This is a genomic window from Desulfobulbus propionicus DSM 2032 (assembly GCF_000186885.1).
GTDB lineage: Bacteria > Desulfobacterota > Desulfobulbia > Desulfobulbales > Desulfobulbaceae > Desulfobulbus > Desulfobulbus propionicus.
The window spans coordinates 1,903,063-1,924,411 of sequence record NC_014972.1 but is presented as its reverse complement, the minus strand read 5'-3'; the positions used below and the strand labels follow the sequence as shown (position 1 = coordinate 1,924,411).

Below are 21,349 nucleotides of genomic sequence, written 5' to 3'. Positions count from 1 at the left end.
AGGGCCGGGGGAAGATCATGAAAACCATTTTGGTGCTCTACCACTCCCAGGGCGGGACCATGGATGGCATGGCCCATCGTTTCGCGCGGGGGGCGGCTCGGGAAGAGGAGGTTGTCGTCAGTCTGAAACGGGCGCAAGACGCCACCCTCGACGACTTGTTGCGGTGCGATGCCATCGCCATCGGGTCTCCGGAATATTTTGGGACCATGGCCGGGATGATCAAGGATTTTTTTGACCGCACCTTTCAAGCCGCTCAGGATCAAACCATTGGCTTGCCGTTTGTCCTCTTTGTCTGCGCGGGCAATGACGGCCGGGGAGCCATCAGTCAGATCGAGCGAATCGTTGCGGGCTACAAATGGAGAAAAGCGCTGGAACACATCAGGATCGCCGGCCGTCCCACCGAGGCCGATTTTTTGGCAATTGAAGAGCTCGGCCACACCCTGGCGGCAGGAGTTGCCCTGGGCATTTTCTGAATGGTCTGGCAGCAGGCAATTCCGGCGCGTTTGCCCTGTCAAGTCAAGGAATCGGTTCCCCTTCTTCCTGAAACCGCTGTTTTCCTCGTCCCTCCATGGCGACAATGGCGGCGCGAAGGTTGCGTCTCTCCTCAAGCCAGGACTTATACTCCCGCGCCCGATGCAGACAAGCGTAGAGGGCCAGACAGTTCTCCAGCCCCAGGGTTGCCTCGATGGCCGGGGCCGGGAATCGTTCGTCCACCTTTTCGGGCTGGGCGGTGAGCTGGTAAAAGGCCAGTCGGCCGAAGTAGAGGGACAATTCCTCAAGCGCATCCCAGAACCCTTCGCGCCAGGTGGCGATATCGCCGGCGTCGGCCAATTGCCGCAAGCCGGCCTTGAGCGCGTCACGGGGAAAATCGACCTGGGCAAACTGGTATCGACCATCTGCAGGCGGCGTCTCGCCGTTGACCTCGTGCCAGCAGACCAGCGCATGGCAGCGGGTGGCGATTTTCATGGCCTGAAATTTGGTCCACAGCAGAAACTCGTAGTAGTAATCGGCAATGGCCTGCGACGGTTCCAGGCGGTAAACGTTGCCGTGATCGGCGGCATACCGGCTGAGGTTGCCCAGGTGGACCATTTCGGTCACCAGGGAGTGGATGTAGGAAAGGCCAGCCACCGTCTCCTTGTTGAGCAGAATCTTATGCTGCCCTTCCTTGGGCGCGAACACCAACCGGGCGCTCCGGTTTTCCAGGCCAAGGGGGGCATAGTAGGGAGCGAGCTGTTCGCATTCGTCGCTAAAATTCTCGGTCTTGACGATCAGGGTACGGGCCGCCACCTGATCGAGCGGCGCCTCTCGTTTGCCGACAAAGCTCAATGCCCGGTTGAGTCGGCGTATTTCGTCGGCGGAAAAATTGAACATCTCCATGGCATTCTCCAACAGCGATCAATGAAAAAAGGCAGTCTGGTTTAGACTGCCTCGGTCAAGCGCAGCGGTGCGCCCGGGTTATTTGGCTTCGTTTTTTTCGGCTTCTTTCGCGGCCATGCGTTCGGCTTCCTGATCGAGAAGTTCGCCCAGGGCTCTGGCGGTCTCGCCAACAACCTCGATGCAATGCCGCCTGCGGCTCTCAGGGTTGCCATAGAAGTCCTTGACCTGATCCCGATCCATCCAATTGACCCGGGCGATCTGACAGCAGTTGATGCCGCCGTGCTGGGCGGTCAGTTCCTCGAAATGTTTCATCACCAGCTTGGTGGCATTCCACATCCGGGGATTTTCCTTTTCCTCAAGGTTGCTCCGGCTGTACAGGCTGCCAATCACACTGGCCGCGCCCACCAGCGCGCCGCAGATGTTGCCCGTGCCGCCGATACCGCCGCCAAAGGCTCCGAGTGCCTTGATCACCGAGGGGTCGTTCAACCCCAGTTTTTCCTGGCCGACCATGGCCAGCACCTGGCTGCAGTGCATTCGCTTCAAGAACAGGTCAATCGCTTTTTCCCGCATTTCATCCGGCCGCATCGAGTCCTCCGCATAGATAGAATTGAGAAAGGAACGGTAACAACGCGTTGAATGTACCCGATTCCCCGTGGGTGCGCACCGCGTTTTTCATCCTTGCCCCCACATGAGGGCGAGAGTCTCCCGAATACGCCGAACGCCGGTTTTGGCACGCAACGGGTGCGAGGCTACAGACCGAGTTTGCGGCCGGTGCGAAACATCTCCTCGTAGATGGGCGGCAACTGGTGGTCGCGGAGAGCCTTGGCCACGGCCTCGACATCGTAGGGACAGCGATGATGGCGGACCGATATCCGGCCATGGGCCAGCTCGAGAATGGCGTAGGAGGCATCGGGACAGCCGTCAAACATTCGTCCCACCGAACCCGGATTGATGAAATGCACCCCGTTCACGTAGCGATGATAGGGGGAATGGGAATGGCCGGTCACGACCACCTCGCAGTTGGTTTCCTTGGCCAGTTCCTTGAAGCGCTTTTCCGGCGTGTCGGCACCGAGAAATTCCTCATGATCGTCGGGGCTGCCGTGAAACAGGCCGATAAAGGTTTGGCCGAGACGCAGCAGTTTCTTTTTTTTCAGTTCCAGCAAAAAGGTCTGGTTCTCGGGGGAGAGCACCGCCGCGGTGCTGGTGTACATGATCCGTTTTTCGGCCTTGGACGGCTTTTTGAACTGCTTTCCCTTGAGCAGCTTGATCACCCGATCGTCGGTATTGCCACGGATGGTAAACACTTGATGGCGGCGCAGCCAATCCAGGGTTTCATTGGCAAAGGGGGCATAGACAAGCGAATCGCCGCAGTTGAGCACATGGTCGCAGGCCAGCGGCGTCGCTGCCCGAGCAACCGCCTCGAGAGCCGGATAATTGCCATGGATATCACTGATCAGCAAGATTTTCATAAGCAGAAAGGGCTCGATTGGGGGAAAATGGATTGATTGGCCGGATCAGAGCAGCGGGCTCACCAGCAGGGCGATGTTTTCCAGCAATCGCTGGCCAAAGGAACGGGCCTGAAAGATTTCGACGTCGTGCTCGGTGGTCTCGCGAAGATACTGCTGCTGCAAGGCGCGGACCTTGGCGGTGAATGTCTTGTCATAGATGAACAGGGTCATTTCAAAATTCAACCAAAAACTGCGCATGTCGAGGTTGACCGAGCCAAACAGGCAGAAATCGCCGTCCACGGTGATGGTCTTGGTGTGCAGCAGACCGCCGGAAAAGGCCATGATTCGCACGCCGGCCCGGCTCAGGGCATCGTAGCGGGCCCGACTGGCGTACTGCACCAGGCGGGAGTCATTTTTTGCCGGAACAATGATGGTCACGGCAACGCCCCGCTGCGCCGCCGATTTGAGCGCCGCCAAAATGGCATTGTCCGGCACGAAATAGGGGGTGGTGAGAATGATCTCCCGCCGCGCCGCATACAGGGTGGTGAGCAGCAGATTGTGGATGGTGTCCTCGCCATATCCCGGCCCGGAAGGCGCCAGTTGCACCAGGGCCTGTCCGCTCGGCTCAACCGGGCGGATATCGGCGGTTCCGCTGTATTCGCTCAGGCATTGCCGGCGCTCGAGCAGCCAATCAAACATAAAGGCCGCCGTCAGCAGTTCCGCTACCGGGCCGGTGATCCGGACCATGGCGTCCACCCATTCGCCAACCCCGTCGTTTTGTTTGAAGAAACGGGGATCGACCAGATTCTGACTGCCGGTGTAGGCGATTTCGCCGTCGATCACCGCGATCTTGCGGTGATTGCGCAGGTCAATGCGGACAAACAGGGCTCGGATCAATCCGGCGGGCAGGGCCTCGGCCACCTCGACTCCGCCGTCGCGCAGACGAGCCAGTTGCGCACTGCGGAGAAAAGGTTTGGAACCAATACTGTCGAGCAGCAGCCGGCAAGTGACGCCGCGTTGTCGCGCGGCCAGCAGCGCCTCGATCAGCGCATCCACCCAGCCTCCCGGTTGGAGGATGTAAAACTCCAGCAAGCAGGAGAAGCGGGCCTGATGGATATCGTCGATCAGTTGGGAGAAAAAACAGCCGGCGGTGTCGATCAGTTCCAGCTGGTTGCCGGGCATGGTCGGAATGCCGGTGGTGGCCAGGATCTGCCGGTCCAGGGGCAAACATTCCGGATTGATTCCGGTCCAGTCGATTGTCGGCCGCTCCCGCAGGGCGCTGGACCACTCGCGCACGACCTGCCGATCCTTGAGCAGGCGACTGGCCCGCCGTTCACCGAGCCGGTTCTCGCCAAACAACAGGTAGGTGACGGCGCCGCCGAAGGGGATGAGGAGAATGACCGCCAGCCAGGCAAAGGAAACGCTGGGGGCTCGCTTGCGCATGATCACCCGCAGCGAGAAGCCGACGCGGATGGCGAGATCGGTCAAAAAGAGCGAGGAGGTCAATCCCCAGGCAACCGCATCCGTCATGCCGCGAGAAGGAATGGCCCGGCGGGTGCCGAGGATGTTGAGGGAAACGAGGGCAGTATCATGGTCTGTTGTGTGCGCGACGGCTACCAGGACGGACCGTGGCAACCGGTTGGTAACGTTGCATGAAAGCCGATGGATGGTCAAGGAAAAATGCGCGGCGTCCGGTTGTTCACTCTTTTCTTTTATGGGGTATCTGGTAGAGTGGCCTTTGGCGTCTTGCCGATAACTTCAATAGAAAACAGGATGTTTCATGCAGGTAAAAGGATTTTCCGCAGCTGCGGTCGCCGCCGGAATCCGGTACGCCGGCCGGCTTGATCTTGGGATGATTTTTTCTCGGACCCCGGCGGTCACCGCCGGCACCTTCACCACCAGCAGGGTCAAGGCCGCGCCTCTCCTGCTCGACATGGAACGTTTGCGTTCGGGCCGCGCCCAGGCGGTGCTGGTGAACAGCGGCAATGCCAACGCCTGCACCGGCCAGGAAGGGCTCGATCTGGCTCAAGCCACCAGTGCTTTGGCCGCGCGCGAACTGGGAATCGACGAATCGCTGGTGCAGGTAGCCTCGACCGGGGTGATCGGCCAGCAGTTGCGGACCGAACCTTTTGCCCAGGCCATGCCGCAGTTGGTGGCGCAACTGTCCGAAGACGGCTTTGAAGAGCTTGCCCGCGCCATCATGACCACCGATCTGGTACCCAAGGTGGCCACCGCCACGGTGCTGTTCGACGATGCCGAGGTGTCGATTCTCGGCGTGGCCAAGGGTTCAGGGATGATCATGCCCAATATGGCCACCATGCTTTGCTTTGTGGTCACCGATGCGCACATCGCCTATCCGCTGCTCGACCGGCTGGTCAAATCCGGGGTGGAACGGAGCTTCAATCGGATCACCGTCGATGGCGACACCTCGACCAACGACATGGTCCTGGTCATGGCCAACGGCGAGGCTGGCAACGCCCTGATCGATGATCCTGATCGGCCCGAGGCCCGCCTGTTTGGCGAGGCCTTGAGCGGGGTTTTCAAGGACTTGGCGCTGAAAATCGTGGCCGACGGCGAAGGAGCGACCAAAATGGTGACCATCAGGGTGACCGGCGCGCGCACCGATCAGGAGGCGCTCGATGCGGCCCGCACCATCGCCAACTCGCCGCTGGTCAAGACCGCCTTTTTCGGCGAGGATGCCAACTGGGGACGGATCATCGCCGCCCTGGGTCGGTCCCAATGCCACTTTGATCAGCATCGGGTGGCTATCAGCTTCGACGCGGTTCGGCTGGTGGAAAACGGCCTGTACACCGGAGCCGAGGCCGAGGCAGCTGCCACCGCGGTTCTCAAGCAGCGTCAGTTCACGGTCACGATCGACTTGAGCGAGGGCGAGGGCGAGGCCGAAATGTATACCTGCGATTTTTCCTATGATTACGTGAAGATCAACGCCGATTACCGGAGTTGAGGCATGTGAGCCATGGAACAGCTCGGCACGGATACCTGGTCACTCCCCGACGCGCTGCAGCTTGACACGCTGCTATCTGCCCTGGCGCGGGAGTTCCGCTGCGCGAGCGCGCCCGAATACGCGGCCAGGGTTGTCTATGCCGATTCCTTTGACTGGCGGCTCTATCAGCAAGGCTATTTGCTGCACAGCCACGGTTCCTGCTGGACCCTGTACCATGGCGACAGTTGCGCCATTACCCTGCAACAAGGAGGGCCGGAGCTGAAGTCACCCTGTTTCGCCCAGGATTTTCCCCCTGGCCAACTGCGGGAAATGCTGGAACCGATACTCGGCATCCGTTGCCTGCTGCCTTTGGCAACGGTGTCTCTGAGCGGCCGTCAGTTCCGGCTGCTCAACCAGGATGACAAAACCGTGGCCCGATTGGTGGTCGAGCGTCAGCAACCGGAAGGGCTGGACACGGCGTTCCGGCTGGTGCGGTTGTTCCCCGTGCGCGGCTACACCCAGGAATTGGCTCGTACCCGTCGTATCCTGGAGGATAACGGAGTGCTCCAGATCGCTTCGCCCCTCATCGGTTTCGTGGAGGCTTGCCGCGTCATTGGCCGCCAGCCGCTGGATTATACCTCGAAATTTTCCTTGGAACTCGATCCGGACTCTACCGCCCGCCAGGCCATGACCCGGATCTATCAGGCGTTGCTCGACACGATCACCCGTAACCTCCCTGGTGTGGTGAACGATTGGGACAGCGAGTTCCTCCACGATCTGCGGGTGGCCATCCGCCGCACTCGCTCCGGTCTCAGCCTGGTGAAAAAGGTCTTGCCCGAGCCGGTGACCGAACGCTTCAAGAGGGATTTCGGCTTGCTGGGCGGCCTGACCGGACCGACCCGCGATCTCGACGTTTACCTGCTCAACCAAACAAATTATTTAAATCGGTTGCCGCCGGCCCTGCAACCGGGGTTGAGCGCCTTCTTCGCCGATCTGACCCTTCAGCGCCAGGTGGAACAGACCAAGCTGGCTCGTGCCCTGCGGGCGAAAAAAAACCGGGCGATCCTGACCGCCTGGCATCGTTGCCTGCACCGCCCCGACCGACAGCCGGCCCCCTTGGCGGAAACGCCGGTCAAGGAGCTGGCCAGCCGGATCATTTTCCGCCGCTACAAACGGGTACTGCGCGATGGTCAAGCCCTGAATGCCGCCACCCCGGACAGCGAAGTGCATCGCCTGCGCATCGAATGCAAGAAACTGCGTTACGCGATCGAATTTTTCAGCTCTCTCTATCCACGGGAGGATATTCAGGTGGTGGTTCGGCATCTGAAGAAATTGCAGGATATTTTGGGCGATTTCAACGATCTCTCGGTGCAGCAGGACATGCTCCGCCAAACCCTGGAAAAGATGGGCGCCGGATCGCGTCGTGACCTCGCCCAGGCGGCGGCTCTTGGCGGCCTGATGCAGAGCCTCTTTCTGGAGCAGCGGGAATTGCGCGACCATTTCGCCGAGGCCTTCGACCTGTTTATCGATCAGGAAACGACCACCTTGGTCCACGACCTCTTCCGCAAACACGAGGCATCCGCATGAGCGTTCTGGCGGTGTACCACATCAAGGGCGGAGTAGGGAAAACCGCCACCTCGGTCAACCTTGCCTACCTGGCATCCCGGGAGCACGGCAAAACCCTGTTGCTCGACATGGATCCGCAGGGATCGGCTTCCTTTTATTTCCGCATCCGCTCGCCGGAAAAATTCAGCACGAAAAAGCTGCTCAAGGGGGGGAGGCACATTGAGGAAAATATCCGCGGCACCGATTATCCAGGCCTTGACATGCTGCCTGCCGACTTTTCCTACCGCAACATCGACATTGCCCTGGACGAATGCAAAAAGTCGCAGAAACGGCTGAGCAAGGTGCTGCAACCGCTGGAGGAGGAGTACGAGCGGATCATTCTCGATTGTCCGCCCAATCTGACCCTGTTGTCGGAGAACATTTTCTACGCCGCCGATGTCATCCTGGTGCCGGTGATTCCCACCACCCTTTCGTTGCTGTCCCTGGACCAGCTATTTGCCTTCCTTGACGAAATAGGCCACGGGCACGACAAGATACGCTTCTTTTTTTCCATGGTCGAGAAACGGAAAAAGATGCATGCCGAGCTGATGCACTCTCTTCGGGAACGGCCCGGGGTTCTACAGAGCACCATCCCTTACTCTGCGGATATTGAGCGGATGGGGGTGTACCGGCAGCCGGTGGCCGCCGCCCTGCCCGGTTCGACCGCCGCCCTCTCCTATCAACGGTTGTGGCATGAGATCCGTGAACACCTCCCCCGTTGAACAGCGACTGCTGCTGATTTGCCGCCATGCCAAATCAAGCTGGCATGATGCGACGCTGGGTGATTTCGACCGCCCGCTCAACAAGCGCGGCCAGCGAGACGCGCCGGAAATGGGCAGACGGCTGCTGCGACGCGGTATTCGGCCGGATCTGATCATGGCCAGCCCGGCAGCGCGGGCCAAGGCCACCGCAGTCCACTATGCGACCCAATTGGGCTATCCCCTTGCCCGCCTGCAATACAACCCGATCCAATACACGGCCACGGTGCCGCAACTGCTCGGCCTGGTGCACACGGCGGCCACTGCGGTCCACACCTTGCTGCTGGTCGGTCATAACCCGGAGAGCACGGCGTTGGCTAATATGCTTGGGGGGTTGGCGATCGACAACATCCCCACCAGCGGTATCGTGGCCCTGGAGTTCGCCCTCGCTTCCTGGCGGGAATTGACGGCGGGCGCAGGCACTCTCCTGTTTTTTGATTATCCGAAAAACCATGGCTGAGCAGGGTTGAGTGTCGGACCAACGCCTCTCCAACGGTTGACCATGGACAAGCACAAACCGAACCAAGCGCCCAACTGCCTAAAATGCCGAAATTTTTTTGTCACCTATGATCCCCGCCAACCCCGAGGGTGCCGGGCCTACGGATTTAAAAGCAAGGAGATGCCAACCCAGGTGGTACTGGCCACCTCTGGCCTGCCGTGCCAGTTCTATCGGCCCCGCCCTTCTCCCTAAGGTGCGCCACGTTCCGCCAGTGTGCCGCATCGTTCCATGCATTTGCCCCGCAGCACGCTACATCCGGTTGGATTTTTCCCGTGAAGCTGGTAAAATTGTTGTTTTTCGAGCGGTACCTTTTTCCGCTTCACGGGTTCATGTGCTCTTCCCCGGTCTTTGGCGGAATGTCTGAAGGCGTTTTCGCCCACGGTTTGGCACAACGTTTTTTCATCGGTTCGGAGTCCACCCCATGAAAGTATCGGCATTCGGCGAAAAACTGACCAAGGGAGCCGGAATCCTGTCGCTGATGGATGATTTGGGCAATGCCCTGGCCGAAGGCGGCAAGATCATGATGGGCGGGGGCAATCCAGGGCACATCCCGCAAATACAGGAATTGATGCGCGAACGATTGCGGATGCTGGTCGAGGATGACCAGGCATTGCGCAAGCTGATCGGCGTCTACGATCCGCCGAGGGGGGATGGTTCGTTTCGTCGGGCTTTGGCGGCGTTGCTGCGGCGCGAATATGGGTGGAAAATCGACGAGGACAACATCTGTCTGACCAACGGCAGCCAGGGCGCCTTTTTCCTCCTGTTCAATCTCCTGGCCGGCAAGACCACGCAAGGCGGCAACCGAAAAATCCTGCTCCCCCTGGCCCCCGAATACATCGGCTATGCCGATCTCGGCCTGAGCGAAGATTTTTTCACCTCGGTCCGGCCCAGGATCGAGCTGATTGGCGATCATTTCTTCAAATACCGGGTCAATTTCGACCGGATCGACCTCACCGAGGAAATTGCCGCCATCTGCGTCTCCCGGCCGACCAATCCCACCGGCAACGTGCTCACCGCCGAAGAGATCGCCGGTTTATCGCGCCTCGCCCAGGCCCACGACCTCCCCCTGATCATCGACAACGCCTATGGTCTGCCGTTTCCAGGAATGATCTACACCGAGGCCGCGCCGGTGTGGGGCAAGCATCTGGTCCTGTGCATGTCGCTGTCCAAGTTCGGTCTGCCGGCCGCGCGCACCGGGATTGTCATTGCCGACCAGGAGTTGATCCGGTTGCTTTCCGGGATGAATGCCGTGGTCAACCTGGCCACTGGCAGTCTCGGAGCCATGTTGACCACCGAACTGGTCGAATCCGGCGAAATCATGCGCCTGAGCCGTGAGGTGATCCGGCCGTTTTATCAGGACAAAATGGAACGGGCCCTGGCCCGCATCGAAGAAACCTTTAGCGGCTTTCCCTACAAGGTCCATGTGCCCGAAGGCGCCATGTTCCTTTGGTTGTGGTTTCCCGACCTGCCCGTGTCCTGCCGGCAACTGTACGAACGCTTGAAGGCGCGCGGGGTCGTGGTGGTGGCCGGTGATTATTTTTTCCCTGGTCTGACGCCTGGGTGGCAACATGCCCGCGAGTGTTTGCGGATAACCTACGCGCAAGACGATAAGGACGTACTGCGGGGCATCGGGATCATCGCCGACGAGGTCCGGAGTATTTTCTCGAACAAACACGCATAAAAAACGGCTTAACATTCGCTGATTATCCACCCGGACGATGCGTCTTCGGGACGCGGCTTTCCAAGGATGCGAAGAACAGCACGCATCCAAGGTCGGATGCGACGCGTTGAAGCTCCAGAGAACACGATAAGGCAAGGAGAGGAAAAGATGTTGTGGCAATACCGGACCATACTGTTTGAGTTCACCAAGGATGGATTGTTGGGTGACCGATATGTCGACGACGAGGAAATGGAAAAGACCCTCAACCAGATGGGGCGTCAATCCTGGGAACTGGTGAACGTGTCGCTGCTCCAGGACGGCTTGCTGGCTTTTCTGAAACGACCGGCCCAGGAAGAGGCTGTCACCAGCAAGATCAGGGAACGGGAGCCCAAGGAACGGGCAGCGGTGGAACCACCACGTCCGAGCGAACCGGTGCTGCCGCCCATCGCCCCGCCGATCAGCAGGGAACCCCGACCGGCCATGCCCGTGCGCACACCGGCGGTCGCCGACCAGGTACAGGTTGAAGAGCGGCAGTCTCTCCGTGGCGGGCCGGAACGGCAGCGAAGGGGCGTGATGGAAAAGGACGACCACGATTTCATCGGCGGCATTAGAATTTCCTGATCCGCACGTGTTACCATGCCCCTTTTTGCCTGGCTCACCGCCCTGAACAACAATCCTGATCAATGACCGTCTATATCCTCAAAAGACTGCTGCTGATGGTGCCAACGCTGGTTGGCGTGATGCTCATCACCTTTATCGTCACCCAATTCGTGCCCGGCGGACCGGTTGAGCGGATGATGGCCCAGTTGAGCGGTGTCGGCACGGGCCATGAAGCGGCGGCCGCCGCCGGTCTCTATCAGGGCAACAAGGGGCTGGATCAGGAACGGATCGAGCAGCTGAAAAAGCTCTATGGATTCGACAAGCCGCCCATGCAGCGGTTTGTTGATATGATGGGGCGCTACCTGGTCTTTGATTTCGGTCACTCCTACTATCACCACATGAGTGTGGCCCAGCTGGTGATCTCTAAGCTGCCTGTGTCCATGTCGCTGGGGCTGTGGAGCTTTTTCATTGTCTATTCGGTGTGCATTCCGCTGGGTATCGCCAAGGCGGTGCGCGACGGCTCCACGTTCGACATTGTGACCAGTTCCGCCATCCTGATCGGCTACGCCATTCCCGGCTTTGTGCTGGGCATCGTGCTGATCGTGCTCTTCGGCGGCGGCAGCTTCTGGAACATCTTCCCCCTGCGCGGCCTGGTTTCCGACCACTGGCGGGAACTCAGCCTGGCCGGCAAGGTGCTCGACTATCTCTGGCACATGGTTCTGCCGATCATCGCCTCAACCGTCGGCAGCCTGGCGGTGATGACCCTGCTGACCAAGAATTCCTTTCTCGAGGAGATCCGCAAGCAATACGTGATCACGGCCAGGGCCAAGGGACTGGAAGAGCGGCAGGTGCTGTACAAGCATGTGTTCCGCAACGCCATCATCCCCATCATCACCGGTTTTCCCGGCAGCTTCATCACCGCCTTTTTCACCGGCAGCCTGCTGATCGAAACCATCTTTTCCCTGGACGGCATGGGACTGTTGGCCTACGAATCGGTCATGAACCGCGATTATCCGGTGGTGCTCGGCACCCTCTATTTTTTCACCATCATCGGCCTGGTGTCCCGCCTGCTGTCCGATCTTTCCTATGTGCTGGTCGATCCGCGTATCAGCTTTGAGGGCAGGCAGTAGGCATGCGCACCCACCAATACAAGACGAACAGTCTGGTCCACAGGCGTTGGCGACGGTTCAGAGCCAATCGGCGCGGCTTTTATTCGCTGGTGCTGTTCACCCTTTTATTCGGCCTCAGCCTGTTTGCCGAGGTACTCAGCAATGACAAGCCCCTCTATGTCCAGTATCAGGGACAGCACTATTTCCCTTTGTGGCAGCAATATCCGGAAACAGTCTTTGGCGGCGACTTCGAAACCGAAACCGATTACCGCGACCCCTATATCCGCGAACAGCTGCACACGGCGGGCAGCATCGTCGTCTTTCCTCCCAACCCGCACAGTTTCAATTCGATCAATCGTGATCTGGATCGACCGGTTCCGGCACCGCCAAGCCGGGACAATTTTCTTGGCACCGACGATCGCGGCCGGGATGTTCTCGCCCGGTTGATCTACGGATTTCGCCTAAGCATCCTGTTTGGTGCGGCGCTCACCGCGGTCGGCACCCTGCTCGGCATCGCCGCTGGTGCCCTGCAGGGATATTTCGGAGGTCGGATCGACCTCTTCTTCCAGCGCTTCATCGAGCTGTGGGGTTCCATGCCCGAACTCTATCTGCTGATCATCTTTGCCTCGATCTTCAAGCCGTCGCTGCTCCTGCTGCTGATCTTGCTCTCGATGTTCGGCTGGATGGGGTTGTCGGACTATGTCCGCGCCGAGTTCCTCAAGGGGCGGTCCATGGAATATGTCAAGGCGGCCAAGGCCTTGGGCGTGGGTAATTTCACCATCATGAACCGTCATCTTCTGCCCAACAGCATGACCCCGGTGATCACCTTCCTGCCCTTTCGCATGTCCGGTGCCATCCTCGCCCTGACCAGCCTCGATTTTCTCGGTCTTGGCGTGCCGCCGTCAACGCCCAGTCTCGGCGAATTGCTTGCCCAGGGCAAGGCCAATATCGATGCGTGGTGGTTGTCGCTTTCGACCTTTGTGGTGCTGGTCGGCACCTTGGTGCTGCTGATCTTTATCGGCGAGGCCCTGCGGGAAACCTTTGATCCCCGAAAATAAAAAAGGGAACCGGAGATGATTCCGGCTCCCTTTTTCAGGCAACGGCTTGAACGTCGTCAATGGTGATGCTTCAAGGCATGCCGCACGTTGGCAAACTCTTCCTTGATTTGCCCTCGTAACGCCGCAAGTTCGAAATACAGATCCTTGGCGGTGTAGGTGAATGACGGTTCCTGTTCCTTGCTTCCCTCGTCGCTGGCAGTGACCGCTGGAACAAGCGGCATGAGACTGCTTGCCTGCTGCAACCAGCCGGTAAAGCGGTTGATCGCGTTCGGCAGAACGTCGGGAGGACACGAAGGGCGAAGCAGCTGTTCATAAAGATAATTGACCAGCTTTTCGGTTGCCGCGTTGTCGTGGGCGGGAAGACGCATCAGCATGGAGACCACCGATTCCAGCAAGCGGAGCAGGGCAGTCTGTTCACTGGACAGCCCCGCTTGATGAAGGGTGGCGATCATCTCAGCGGCTTCAGCCATTTTTTCACGGGAGGGCGTGCGGACCACCAGGGGCAACAAGGCCCCCAGCGCGGCCAGATGCATCTGCTTGTCGTCGTCCAGCGTGCCGATCACCCCATCGCCAAGGGTTGCCGCCTCAAGGGCCTCGGTCAATTCGTCGGCCGCCAGTGGTTCGAGCTCTTTCTTTGTTTCCTCTTGCTCCGCATCAAAGAACAAATCAAGGGCCTCTTCGAGTTCGGTTTCCGGCAGATCAACGTTCGCGATCGCGGCCAGGGCGTCTTCTTCCTCCTCGGGAACTGCCGAGGAGACGATCTCTTGCAACGCCGGGGTAATCGCCGGCGCAGTTTCGGCCATCGATGCAAGGGCTGCATCAAGAGACGTTTCCCCCTCGACGTCCGGTTCCTCTGCCTCCGTGCCAAAGAAGAAATCGAGTTTTTCTTCAATTTCAGCGATTGGCACCACCTCTAGAGGCGTTTCTTCTTCCTCGAAGCCGAGTTCTTCCGGAATGTCGGCCAAGGCGGACGGGCTGATTTCCTGATCGGCAAGGGTCAGTTGTTCGATTGCTTCCCCATCTGGTTCCTCCGCCACCGTCTCGGCGGGCTCTTCGGCCACATCGGCAAAGAAACTGTCCAGCTTGTTTTGCAGGTCTAACGAGTTTTGATCGTCTTCACCTCCCGAGGCTTCCAAGGCAAACTGATCGGGAGGCGGTTCAGCATCGGCAAGGGCCACGATCGGCTGGTGCTCATCGAACGATATTTCGTCGGCTGGCGCGAATTCGAAGGACAGGACAGGTTCCTCCTGTTCCGCCCCCTGCCTTGCTGGGATGTCGGTCAAGGCGGCGTGCAGGCCGCCTTCCTCCTCGAAAGCGAGGGGCTGGCCGAACTCTTCGTCAACGGTATCCGCTATCATCGACAGTTGAGGCTCTTCCTCTCCTTCGGCAAAGAACTTGTCCAGTGTGCCCTCGATGTCGAGACTCTGCTGATCGTGATCACTCTCCTCGGCTTCCAGGACAAAGAGGTCCTCTGTCGGCAATGCGGTGCCAAAGGGGGCTTGTTCGTCGATGTCGATATCGGCAAGGGCGGCAATTGGTTCGTTCTCGTTGAACTCGCTGGCCGCGACCCCGTCTTCCAAAGGTACGGAGCTTGAAGCCGGTTCAGCGTATTCCTGGCCGTCGGTTTCGGCAAAGAGAACATCCAGTTGTTCGGCGAGATCGCTTTCCATTGGCAAATCGCCCACGCTCCTCTCCTGGGGATACTCGGACTGCCCGTCGATGTCGGACAAGGCCGGCATCAGACCACGATTGGCGCTGAGGTGGGCCTCGATGAAATCGTCTGCCAGCTCATCGTCGACAGGATGAATGGCCTCCGGCGGCAGGATTTCATCGGGATATTGCAGATCAGCCGTTTCCATTGCCGGAGTGGCGTTGAGGGCAAACAGCGTATCGATTTCCGCCTCAAGATCATCGGTCGCAGACGCGTCTCCCGGCAGCTGGAGATCGCGGTCGATCGTCAATGCCTCCTGCGACAGAGCATCAACGGGAGACGCTTCCACGGTCAACGATGGGCGCTCGGAAGCCGTCTCGTCTTGATGAGCGGCGGTGCTGATTTCCTCGACAACTTCATCGATGAAATGCTCGTCGACCGGGGGAGCGACCGGTGCGGTGATCAGCATCTTCAACGTGTTCAGGCGATTGACCCGGTCAACAAGAAGATCTTGAATGCTGGCCTGATCAAGACGCTGGCCGTCTGTTCTGGTCACCTGCTCCAGGCCTTCATTGAACGAATGCAGCAGGGTGAAGGCTTCGGGGTGTGCGTCCGCGCGCTCTTCGGCGATATAATCGCCCAATGCCTGTAACCCTTGGAGTAAGACGAGCGCCGGCTTGTTGTCGGCCATCAGTTGATGACAACTGGCGAGTGTTGTGTGAAACTGGGCAAGGCTGTCGTTCGTCACCTCCCAATCGAGGCTCAATATGGCGGCTTTCAGCTGTTTTGCCGAACTCGGTTCGGTGGAAGGAGCAGTTATGTCCGGCGTGGGCGGACTCGGTTCAAAGGTGCTTTCGACGGGCGGAATCGAAGAGTCTTCACTTTGATTGATTTGATACTGAAGGATTTTAAATTTGCGAATATCGCCCTTGAGCAACTGGGTGATTTGTTCGCCGGTTATCTGTTCGGAAGAGATAATTTTCTCGAAATTATAGAAAAAAGTGAGGAGTAATTTGATGGAATTGGGATGCGCATAGGCTCCTTTGGTACGAATGTAACTTCCTATCTTGCTCAGTCCCTGCAAATAAACTTCCGCGACTTTATCTCCCTGCCACATGGACTGCAAGTTATCCAATTCATCGGCCAATTCCTGCAAAATTTCGTCATTGATTTCCCAGTCGAGCGAAAGAATGATGGATTTCAATCGGGTTAAAGGTGACGACTCTTCACTGGTGAACTCAAAGAGGTCAACGTCTTGGGTGTCGAAGGATTCGTTGGCAAAAAGCGTCAAATCCTCAAAATCATCGGTTGCGGTGATGGTGGGTTGCTGCGATTTTTTCATATGCAGGCTCTGCTGTTAACTCCCTGATCACGGTTGCTACATCAGTTTCTTTTGGATGGAAAGAACCGTGGATGAGATGATTTTTTTTAACGTTTCCGGAACGTTGTACCCTGTAAGCGCGCTGGCCTCAAAGGTGGGCACCTTCAACTTGCTGTTCAAATCCTTGTCCAGCACGGCGGTGGGCAGAATCGGAATCCCCTGATTGCGCAGATCGACTTTGTTGTACTGAAGCACCAGTGGAATCTTGAAAATGGATTCCTTGTAGCTCATGAGATTTTCATGCAATTGATTAAGGGACCGAATGTTTTTTTCCCGCATCTGCTCTTGGGCGTCGGCAACGAATACAATACCGTCAACTCCTTTGAGCACCAATTTTCTCGTTGCATTGTATTTGACCTGTCCAGGGACCGTATAGAGCTGTATTTTCAATTCATAGCCTTTTATCTGCCCCATGTTGAACGGCAGGAAATCAAAAAACAGGGTTCGGTCGCCATGAGTTTTCAGACTGACCATTTCAGACTGAATCTGCTTGGAGAATTTCCGGTTGATGTATTCAAGGTTGGTTGTTTTTCCCCCGCGACCCGGTCCATAGTAGACAATCTTGACCTGAACGATTTTTTCTCTGAGATTAATGAAACTCACCACATTCTCCTACGGCCTTACGCTGATCACACACGCACAATTGAAATACATCCAATGCCTTGACCGAAGATGACGATTATTTGCGCGCCCAAATCTTCTTGATTCGTTCAATGGCCTCAACGACGTTGAGACGTAAAAATCCCAGAGATATGCTCTTGCCGAACATGGTGATGAGCAAGAGTTCATCGTCTATTTTTGAAAAATGAATGTTGCATTCCGCTCCTTTATGAAAGAGGAGAGAAAACTCCTGTTCTCCAACGAGTTTAGCCATGGCATCGACTGTGGCGAAATTGCCGGCGGCCAGGGCGGCAAACGAATAGACATCATATTTCGATGTGCCGTTATCCTTGGCGGTAATGATGTTTCCTGCCATATCGATAATGATAACGCAGTCAACGCCTATCTTTATGAGCTTTTCAGTCAGGATTTCATCTATCTTTTCAAGCTGCTCCTGGCTAACAACTCCATAATTCATAAAGCTACCTCGTTCAGGTTCAAAGAAAAGTTAAAAGGAAGAATGAAAAAAACAGTTCGCAAAGGGGCACGAAAATCCTTTTTCCCCATTACCCATGGCGAGACCACTCTTTACAGGGAAAATTGTTGTTTTTCCGGAAAGATAGTTTTGCAACCGTTCAATTACCGGAAGTATACGTCAGAAAAAAAAATATATGAAGCGGTTTTTTTTGGGTTATTTTTTTTAAGTACCGCATGCTTAACCGCACGCACAAAAGAAGCAATGCATGCTGACCGCTCCCCTCTTCAATCAGGAAGATGCATTCCTGCCGCACAGAGCCACAGAGCGGTTGACGTCCTCCTCAGGCCAGGCAACCTGCCCGTTGAGGACGCCAAGGAGGGTGCCGAAAAGGACAAACCGCACCGTCTGTTCAGGGCAAGGACGAACCGCTTTCGTTGGTTTCCTTTTGCGCTGCATGTCTCAGAATGGCATGGACGCCTTGTTCCAGGGCTTGGTTGAAGGCATGGGGACGGGCAAGCATGAGAAAATGATCGCTCTGTTGGATGGTGATGGTTTCCAAAAGATGCATGTGCCGTTGGTTGGCCTCGGTGTTGACCGGCCACAGATCGCCATTGATCGAAACCACTGGCGCCTTGACGTCATCGAAAACGCGCGCCGCCTTGCCGGTGACGAATAGGTCCATCATCTCCTCCAAGGCGCTGAGAGCGACACGAGGAGGCGCCGAGGACATATCCGCCAGGATCCAGGCGCGCAACTGCGGATCGGTGGAAGGCAGCAACATGTCCGCCACGAAAGCGCGGCTTGCCTCCCGGAAGTCATCAATCATCGGCGCGAGCACCATCTCCATCTCCGAGCGGCTCATCGGATATTCGATATTGTCGTAACTGTCCACCCCGATCAGGCCAATCACCTTTTCCGGCATGAGCCGAGCCGCCTCGGCAATCACCTGGCCGCCCATGGAATGGCCGACCAAAATGATCGTGGAACTGCCCACCGCCTCGGCCACCGCCCGCACGTCCTCGCCAAAGGCCTGCATCGAATAGTCTTCGCGGGTCAGGCCTGAATGCCCGTGTCCGGCGAGATCAAGCGCCACTACCCGGTATTTGCGGGCCAAGTATTCCACCTGCAAACGCCAGTATCGAGCATCGGTGCTCCAGCCATGCACCAGTATCAGGGTTGGTTCTCCTGAACCATAGACCTCGTAGGAGATCGGTGTCTTGTCCTTGGACAACGCCACCTGAGGCCAGTTGGACATCGTTGACCCCGCTTGCGCTGTTTGCGCCGTGACGGCAAGGAGCACAAGGACCGCGAGCAGGACAAAGGTCCGCAAAGACCAACAGGTGCCGCGTGCGGCATGAAAACGCTTTTGAGGTACGCATGCTGTCATGATGATTCCCGTGTGTTGGCGTTGTTGTTGAGAATGAACCCTTGTGCGGCGCGGGTGGGGCAGTGGCCGATTTCTCCTATTCTGCCAAGGGCGCTGCCAGCGGACGAATGGCGGCAATCCACGGTACGCGTCGAGACCCGTACACCAGTTCGACCTCATATCGTGGCGCTTTTCCCTCGGTGGACAAGAACTTGCCTTTCCCTGCAAGCTGTTCGAGCGTCACCCTGTGTTCCAGGGGAACATGCACCGTGTCGGGGCTGATTGAGCGGATGGCGCCGGCCGCCCACTGCCTGCCCCCTTCGGTGCGGTACATCAGCTCGATCACCCCCGGGGTGACGATGAACCGGTTTGTCTCGGGATAGCTTGTCCGCAGCGGTTGGGGATCAAGTCCGGCATCAATGACAAACAGCCGTGACTCGCTCTGTTCCTCGGCACGGATACGCTTTTTGGCTTGGAGCCGGATCGATCCGTTCCTGTCGGCAGGATTGGCGCGCAACGCCGCTTCCTCGTGCTCCAGAATCTGCGCCACCCGCCTGCGCGCGGTTTGGTAGGCCGGGCCGTTGTATTCAAGGACCAGATACACTTTCTTGGACATCAACACCTTGGTGGGCTGGTTGTCCACCGACAAGCCATCGACGAATCGAAACCCCAATTCCTCCAGTTTTTTACCGCTCAGCCAGGAGGGCATGCGGTCCTCGCCCCCATTTACGTCACGGCTCAAGGTTCGCCAGACCAGGCGCAGCTCCATGCCACTGTTTTCATGGGCCAGCCAAAACGCTTGCGGCATTTCCCGCTCGGTCAGCCACAAACGCGCCTCGGCCTCCCCTTTCCTGTTCGCATTCACCTGGAAAAGAATCATGCCATTCGCCACAGCGATCAAGAGAAAGCCGACGGCCAAGAGCAGACCACGAACCACGGCCGCATTCATACCGTCATCTCCGCCTTCCGCCGGATCGAGAGGAAGCGCATTCTTTTGAGAATCAGCAGCATGCACAGGGCAGTCAGGCCGATGATCAAAAAAAACTGGTACTTGGGCATCCAGTCCCACCACCAGTCGTAAAATTTCGTGTAGAGAAAAAGAGTCAAAAACACAGTGCCGCTGTTGACCGTCTCGGGCCACCCCTTGACGATACCAAGGCCGATGGCCGCCGCGCTGGCGACAAAGCCGAGCACTTGGTAGAGGGCTTCGATGCGCTCAGGGGCCAGGTCGATATAGCTCAGAGCCCCCCAATTGCAGAGGATCAGCGCCGGCAGGAAAAAAAACAGCAGGGCAAAGATCCGGTAAATGGCGGGAAAGCCGGTATAGCGACGTTGCGGGAGAAGAGCGAACAGAAAAAAGCACAGTGCCGCCGGAAGGAAGTTTTCCGGCCGCTCGCCAAAGGAGATCCAGTAGCAGCCGTTCCAGGTGGCGGTTTGCGCGGAAAGGAAGGCGGCAAAGCAGAGGATGCCCATGGCGAGCAGGAAGCGTCCTTCAGTCGCGTAAGCGAGGAGGCAGGCAAACGCCGCCCAAACGAGCAAGGCATGAGGGGTGGGCCCAAGGTTGAAAATCTGACCGAGCAGGGAGAAATCGAGCATGAAACAAACCAGACTGACCAGGGCGAACAGCTTGGAAAAATAACCGGATCGCTCCATCCAGACCGCGGCCATGGTGAGCAGCAAGCCCGCCAACGGCATGGCGACCAGGATGGTCACCTGGGTGTTGGTGGCCAGCCATCCCCAGTATTGAAAGTAGAAAAAGAACACACTGGCCGCAAGTCCCATGGCCCCGAAAAAGGCGGTAATCCGCATTCCCAGGCTGAGTTGCTTGTCCCTGCTGGTCAAGTCGATATCAAACACAGCGGCCAACCGGGCGAGCACCTGGTCGTGATAGCGATGCACCGCCTCCCGTTGGCCTTCATCGAGCGTGATCACATGCTTCTGTTCGATGATTGCCAGTTCGGCGCGGAAGGCCGCCAACTGATCAACCCGTTGCTGCGCCTCGGCTCTTGAGCGAATGTCCATGCGATGCCTCCAGCGTGGAGCAGAAACCTTCAGAGGCTAGCAGTGCAATAAACGCTGCAACGCTTCGGAAATATGAGCGATCTGCCGGGGGCAGACCGCGTGCTCCATGGGATAGGTGCGGAAGACGACCGCATAGCCGCGATCCTTGAGAAATTCGGCAGCCCGAATACCCAGTGCCTGAGGCACCACCTGGTCGTAGAGGCCGTGATGGATTTCGATCGGCAGGTCCAGGTTGGCTTCGCTCAGGGCAATCGAATCACTGGTCGCGAAATAGGTGGACATGGCGATCAGTCCGCCCAGCGGCTCGAGATGACTGAGGCTGACCTGATAGGCAACGGCGCCGCCCTGGGAAAAGCCGGCGAGGATGATGCGGCGGCTGGCGATGCCGCGTTCCCGTTCCCGCTCGATGAAGCGGGTGATGGCCGCGGCCGAGCGCAACAGTTGGTCGCTGTCGACCCGGCGATCAATATCCATCTCCAGAATGTCGAACCAGGCAGGCATGACGTAACCGCCGTTCACTGTCACCGGCACGGCCGGGGCATGGGGAAAAATAAACCTGATGGCCAAGGTGTCGGGCAGGTTCAATTCCGGAACGATCGGGGCGAAATCATAACCGTTGGCCCCCAGGCCATGCAGCCAAATGACGCTGGCATCGGGATCGGGGCGGGTTTCCTGCTCAATGGCCGGCAATAGGGTCATGGGAACCTCCGCTGCGGTGGTTGAAACGGGACGGACGAGGACCAGAGGCGGCACTATACCATGCCTGCCGACAAATGCCCACAGATCATGAAAG

Annotated in this window: 20 protein-coding genes; 9 read left to right on the top strand and 11 right to left on the bottom strand. The window is 57.8% G+C overall.

Annotated features, from left to right (window positions below):
- Positions 1-17: 17 nt before the first annotated feature.
- Positions 18-473, top strand: coding sequence for a flavodoxin family protein (locus tag DESPR_RS08370; RefSeq protein WP_015724371.1), 456 nt, complete (start codon positions 18-20; stop codon positions 471-473).
- 43 nt (positions 474-516) lie between these two features.
- Here the strand turns inward: DESPR_RS08370 and DESPR_RS08365 are convergent, their stop codons facing one another.
- The 4 genes from DESPR_RS08365 to cls all read right to left on the bottom strand — a co-directional run bounded on the left by DESPR_RS08365 (position 517) and on the right by cls (position 4,499).
- Entirely contained in the window at positions 517-1,377 is an 861-nt protein-coding gene (locus tag DESPR_RS08365; RefSeq protein ID WP_015724370.1) for a hypothetical protein, read from the bottom strand.
- Between the two features lie 78 nt (positions 1,378-1,455).
- The gene (locus DESPR_RS08360) at positions 1,456-1,962 is read right to left on the bottom strand and encodes a C-GCAxxG-C-C family protein (RefSeq protein WP_015724369.1); all 507 of its coding nucleotides are present in this window, start codon (positions 1,960-1,962) and stop codon (positions 1,456-1,458) included.
- A gap of 164 nt (positions 1,963-2,126) precedes the next feature.
- Positions 2,127-2,846, bottom strand: a complete 720-nt coding sequence (locus tag DESPR_RS08355) for a metallophosphoesterase family protein (RefSeq protein WP_015724368.1) — start codon at positions 2,844-2,846, stop codon at positions 2,127-2,129.
- A gap of 45 nt (positions 2,847-2,891) precedes the next feature.
- A complete protein-coding gene (gene cls, locus DESPR_RS08350; RefSeq protein ID WP_245529497.1) occupies positions 2,892-4,499 on the bottom strand; it encodes a cardiolipin synthase in 1,608 nt (535 codons plus the stop codon).
- 106 nt (positions 4,500-4,605) lie between these two features.
- Between cls and argJ the strand changes: the two genes are divergently transcribed.
- The 8 genes from argJ (at position 4,606) to DESPR_RS08310 (ending at position 13,058) form a co-directional block, all read left to right on the top strand.
- A complete protein-coding gene (gene argJ, locus DESPR_RS08345) occupies positions 4,606-5,790 on the top strand; it encodes a bifunctional glutamate N-acetyltransferase/amino-acid acetyltransferase ArgJ (protein ID WP_015724366.1) in 1,185 nt (394 codons plus the stop codon).
- A 12-nt stretch (positions 5,791-5,802) separates the two neighbouring features.
- Positions 5,803-7,356 (top strand): CHAD domain-containing protein, encoded by a 1,554-nt coding sequence (locus tag DESPR_RS08340; protein WP_015724365.1) that lies wholly within the window; start codon positions 5,803-5,805, stop codon positions 7,354-7,356.
- On the top strand, positions 7,353-8,096 hold the full coding sequence (locus DESPR_RS08335; RefSeq protein WP_015724364.1) for a ParA family protein: 744 nt from the start codon (positions 7,353-7,355) through the stop codon (positions 8,094-8,096). The genes DESPR_RS08340 and DESPR_RS08335 overlap by 4 nt, the downstream gene beginning before the upstream one ends.
- Entirely contained in the window at positions 8,068-8,592 is a 525-nt protein-coding gene (locus DESPR_RS08330) for a SixA phosphatase family protein (protein ID WP_015724363.1), read from the top strand. Before DESPR_RS08335 ends, DESPR_RS08330 begins: the two co-directional genes overlap by 29 nt.
- Before the next feature lie 460 nt (positions 8,593-9,052).
- Positions 9,053-10,312: a valine--pyruvate transaminase gene (locus tag DESPR_RS08325; RefSeq protein WP_015724361.1), complete on the top strand. Its 1,260-nt coding sequence runs from the start codon at positions 9,053-9,055 to the stop codon at positions 10,310-10,312.
- 147 nt (positions 10,313-10,459) lie between these two features.
- Positions 10,460-10,912: a hypothetical protein gene (locus DESPR_RS08320; RefSeq protein ID WP_015724360.1), complete on the top strand. Its 453-nt coding sequence runs from the start codon at positions 10,460-10,462 to the stop codon at positions 10,910-10,912.
- A 62-nt stretch (positions 10,913-10,974) separates the two neighbouring features.
- The gene (locus tag DESPR_RS08315; RefSeq protein WP_015724359.1) at positions 10,975-12,021 is read left to right on the top strand and encodes a microcin C ABC transporter permease YejB; all 1,047 of its coding nucleotides are present in this window, start codon (positions 10,975-10,977) and stop codon (positions 12,019-12,021) included.
- A 2-nt stretch (positions 12,022-12,023) separates the two neighbouring features.
- Entirely contained in the window at positions 12,024-13,058 is a 1,035-nt protein-coding gene (locus DESPR_RS08310; RefSeq protein ID WP_015724358.1) for an ABC transporter permease, read from the top strand.
- Positions 13,059-13,114: 56 nt separating this feature from the next.
- On the opposite strand, the gene DESPR_RS08305 is transcribed toward DESPR_RS08310, so the two are convergent.
- The 7 genes from DESPR_RS08305 to DESPR_RS08275 form a co-directional block, all read right to left on the bottom strand.
- Positions 13,115-16,051 (bottom strand): hypothetical protein, encoded by a 2,937-nt coding sequence (locus DESPR_RS08305; protein ID WP_015724357.1) that lies wholly within the window; start codon positions 16,049-16,051, stop codon positions 13,115-13,117.
- Positions 16,052-16,087: 36 nt separating this feature from the next.
- Positions 16,088-16,693 (bottom strand): GTP-binding protein, encoded by a 606-nt coding sequence (locus DESPR_RS08300; protein ID WP_015724356.1) that lies wholly within the window; start codon positions 16,691-16,693, stop codon positions 16,088-16,090.
- Positions 16,694-16,769: 76 nt separating this feature from the next.
- Positions 16,770-17,168: a roadblock/LC7 domain-containing protein gene (locus DESPR_RS08295; RefSeq protein ID WP_015724355.1), complete on the bottom strand. Its 399-nt coding sequence runs from the start codon at positions 17,166-17,168 to the stop codon at positions 16,770-16,772.
- Between the two features lie 409 nt (positions 17,169-17,577).
- Positions 17,578-18,423: an alpha/beta fold hydrolase gene (locus DESPR_RS08290; RefSeq protein ID WP_169701568.1), complete on the bottom strand. Its 846-nt coding sequence runs from the start codon at positions 18,421-18,423 to the stop codon at positions 17,578-17,580.
- A gap of 208 nt (positions 18,424-18,631) precedes the next feature.
- Positions 18,632-19,483, bottom strand: coding sequence for a DUF4824 family protein (locus tag DESPR_RS08285; RefSeq protein WP_015724353.1), 852 nt, complete (start codon positions 19,481-19,483; stop codon positions 18,632-18,634).
- Positions 19,480-20,556, bottom strand: coding sequence for a DUF2157 domain-containing protein (locus tag DESPR_RS08280; protein ID WP_015724352.1), 1,077 nt, complete (start codon positions 20,554-20,556; stop codon positions 19,480-19,482). Before DESPR_RS08280 ends, DESPR_RS08285 begins: the two co-directional genes overlap by 4 nt.
- Before the next feature lie 36 nt (positions 20,557-20,592).
- Positions 20,593-21,255 (bottom strand): alpha/beta hydrolase, encoded by a 663-nt coding sequence (locus DESPR_RS08275; protein WP_015724351.1) that lies wholly within the window; start codon positions 21,253-21,255, stop codon positions 20,593-20,595.
- Positions 21,256-21,349: the final 94 nt, after the last annotated feature.

Bases quoted from the DNA above. Each gene is read 5' to 3' on its own strand.
- DESPR_RS08290 (WP_169701568.1), bottom strand. From the start codon at position 18,423: ATGTCCAACTGGCCTCAGGTGGCGTTGTCCAAGGACAAGACACCGATC.
- argJ (WP_015724366.1), top strand. From the start codon at position 4,606: ATGCAGGTAAAAGGATTTTCCGCAGCTGCGGTCGCCGCCGGAATCCGG.
- DESPR_RS08330 (WP_015724363.1), top strand. From the start codon at position 8,068: ATGAGATCCGTGAACACCTCCCCCGTTGAACAGCGACTGCTGCTGATT.
- DESPR_RS08335 (WP_015724364.1), top strand. From the start codon at position 7,353: ATGAGCGTTCTGGCGGTGTACCACATCAAGGGCGGAGTAGGGAAAACC.
- DESPR_RS08295 (WP_015724355.1), bottom strand. From the start codon at position 17,168: ATGAATTATGGAGTTGTTAGCCAGGAGCAGCTTGAAAAGATAGATGAA.
- DESPR_RS08325 (WP_015724361.1), top strand. From the start codon at position 9,053: ATGAAAGTATCGGCATTCGGCGAAAAACTGACCAAGGGAGCCGGAATC.
- DESPR_RS08305 (WP_015724357.1), bottom strand. From the start codon at position 16,051: ATGAAAAAATCGCAGCAACCCACCATCACCGCAACCGATGATTTTGAG.
- DESPR_RS08275 (WP_015724351.1), bottom strand. From the start codon at position 21,255: ATGACCCTATTGCCGGCCATTGAGCAGGAAACCCGCCCCGATCCCGAT.
- DESPR_RS08320 (WP_015724360.1), top strand. From the start codon at position 10,460: ATGTTGTGGCAATACCGGACCATACTGTTTGAGTTCACCAAGGATGGA.
- DESPR_RS08365 (WP_015724370.1), bottom strand. From the start codon at position 1,377: ATGGAGATGTTCAATTTTTCCGCCGACGAAATACGCCGACTCAACCGG.
- DESPR_RS08355 (WP_015724368.1), bottom strand. From the start codon at position 2,846: ATGAAAATCTTGCTGATCAGTGATATCCATGGCAATTATCCGGCTCTC.
- DESPR_RS08370 (WP_015724371.1), top strand. From the start codon at position 18: ATGAAAACCATTTTGGTGCTCTACCACTCCCAGGGCGGGACCATGGAT.
- DESPR_RS08315 (WP_015724359.1), top strand. From the start codon at position 10,975: ATGACCGTCTATATCCTCAAAAGACTGCTGCTGATGGTGCCAACGCTG.
- DESPR_RS08340 (WP_015724365.1), top strand. From the start codon at position 5,803: ATGGAACAGCTCGGCACGGATACCTGGTCACTCCCCGACGCGCTGCAG.
- DESPR_RS08280 (WP_015724352.1), bottom strand. From the start codon at position 20,556: ATGGACATTCGCTCAAGAGCCGAGGCGCAGCAACGGGTTGATCAGTTG.
- DESPR_RS08360 (WP_015724369.1), bottom strand. From the start codon at position 1,962: ATGCGGCCGGATGAAATGCGGGAAAAAGCGATTGACCTGTTCTTGAAG.
- DESPR_RS08310 (WP_015724358.1), top strand. From the start codon at position 12,024: ATGCGCACCCACCAATACAAGACGAACAGTCTGGTCCACAGGCGTTGG.
- DESPR_RS08285 (WP_015724353.1), bottom strand. From the start codon at position 19,483: ATGAATGCGGCCGTGGTTCGTGGTCTGCTCTTGGCCGTCGGCTTTCTC.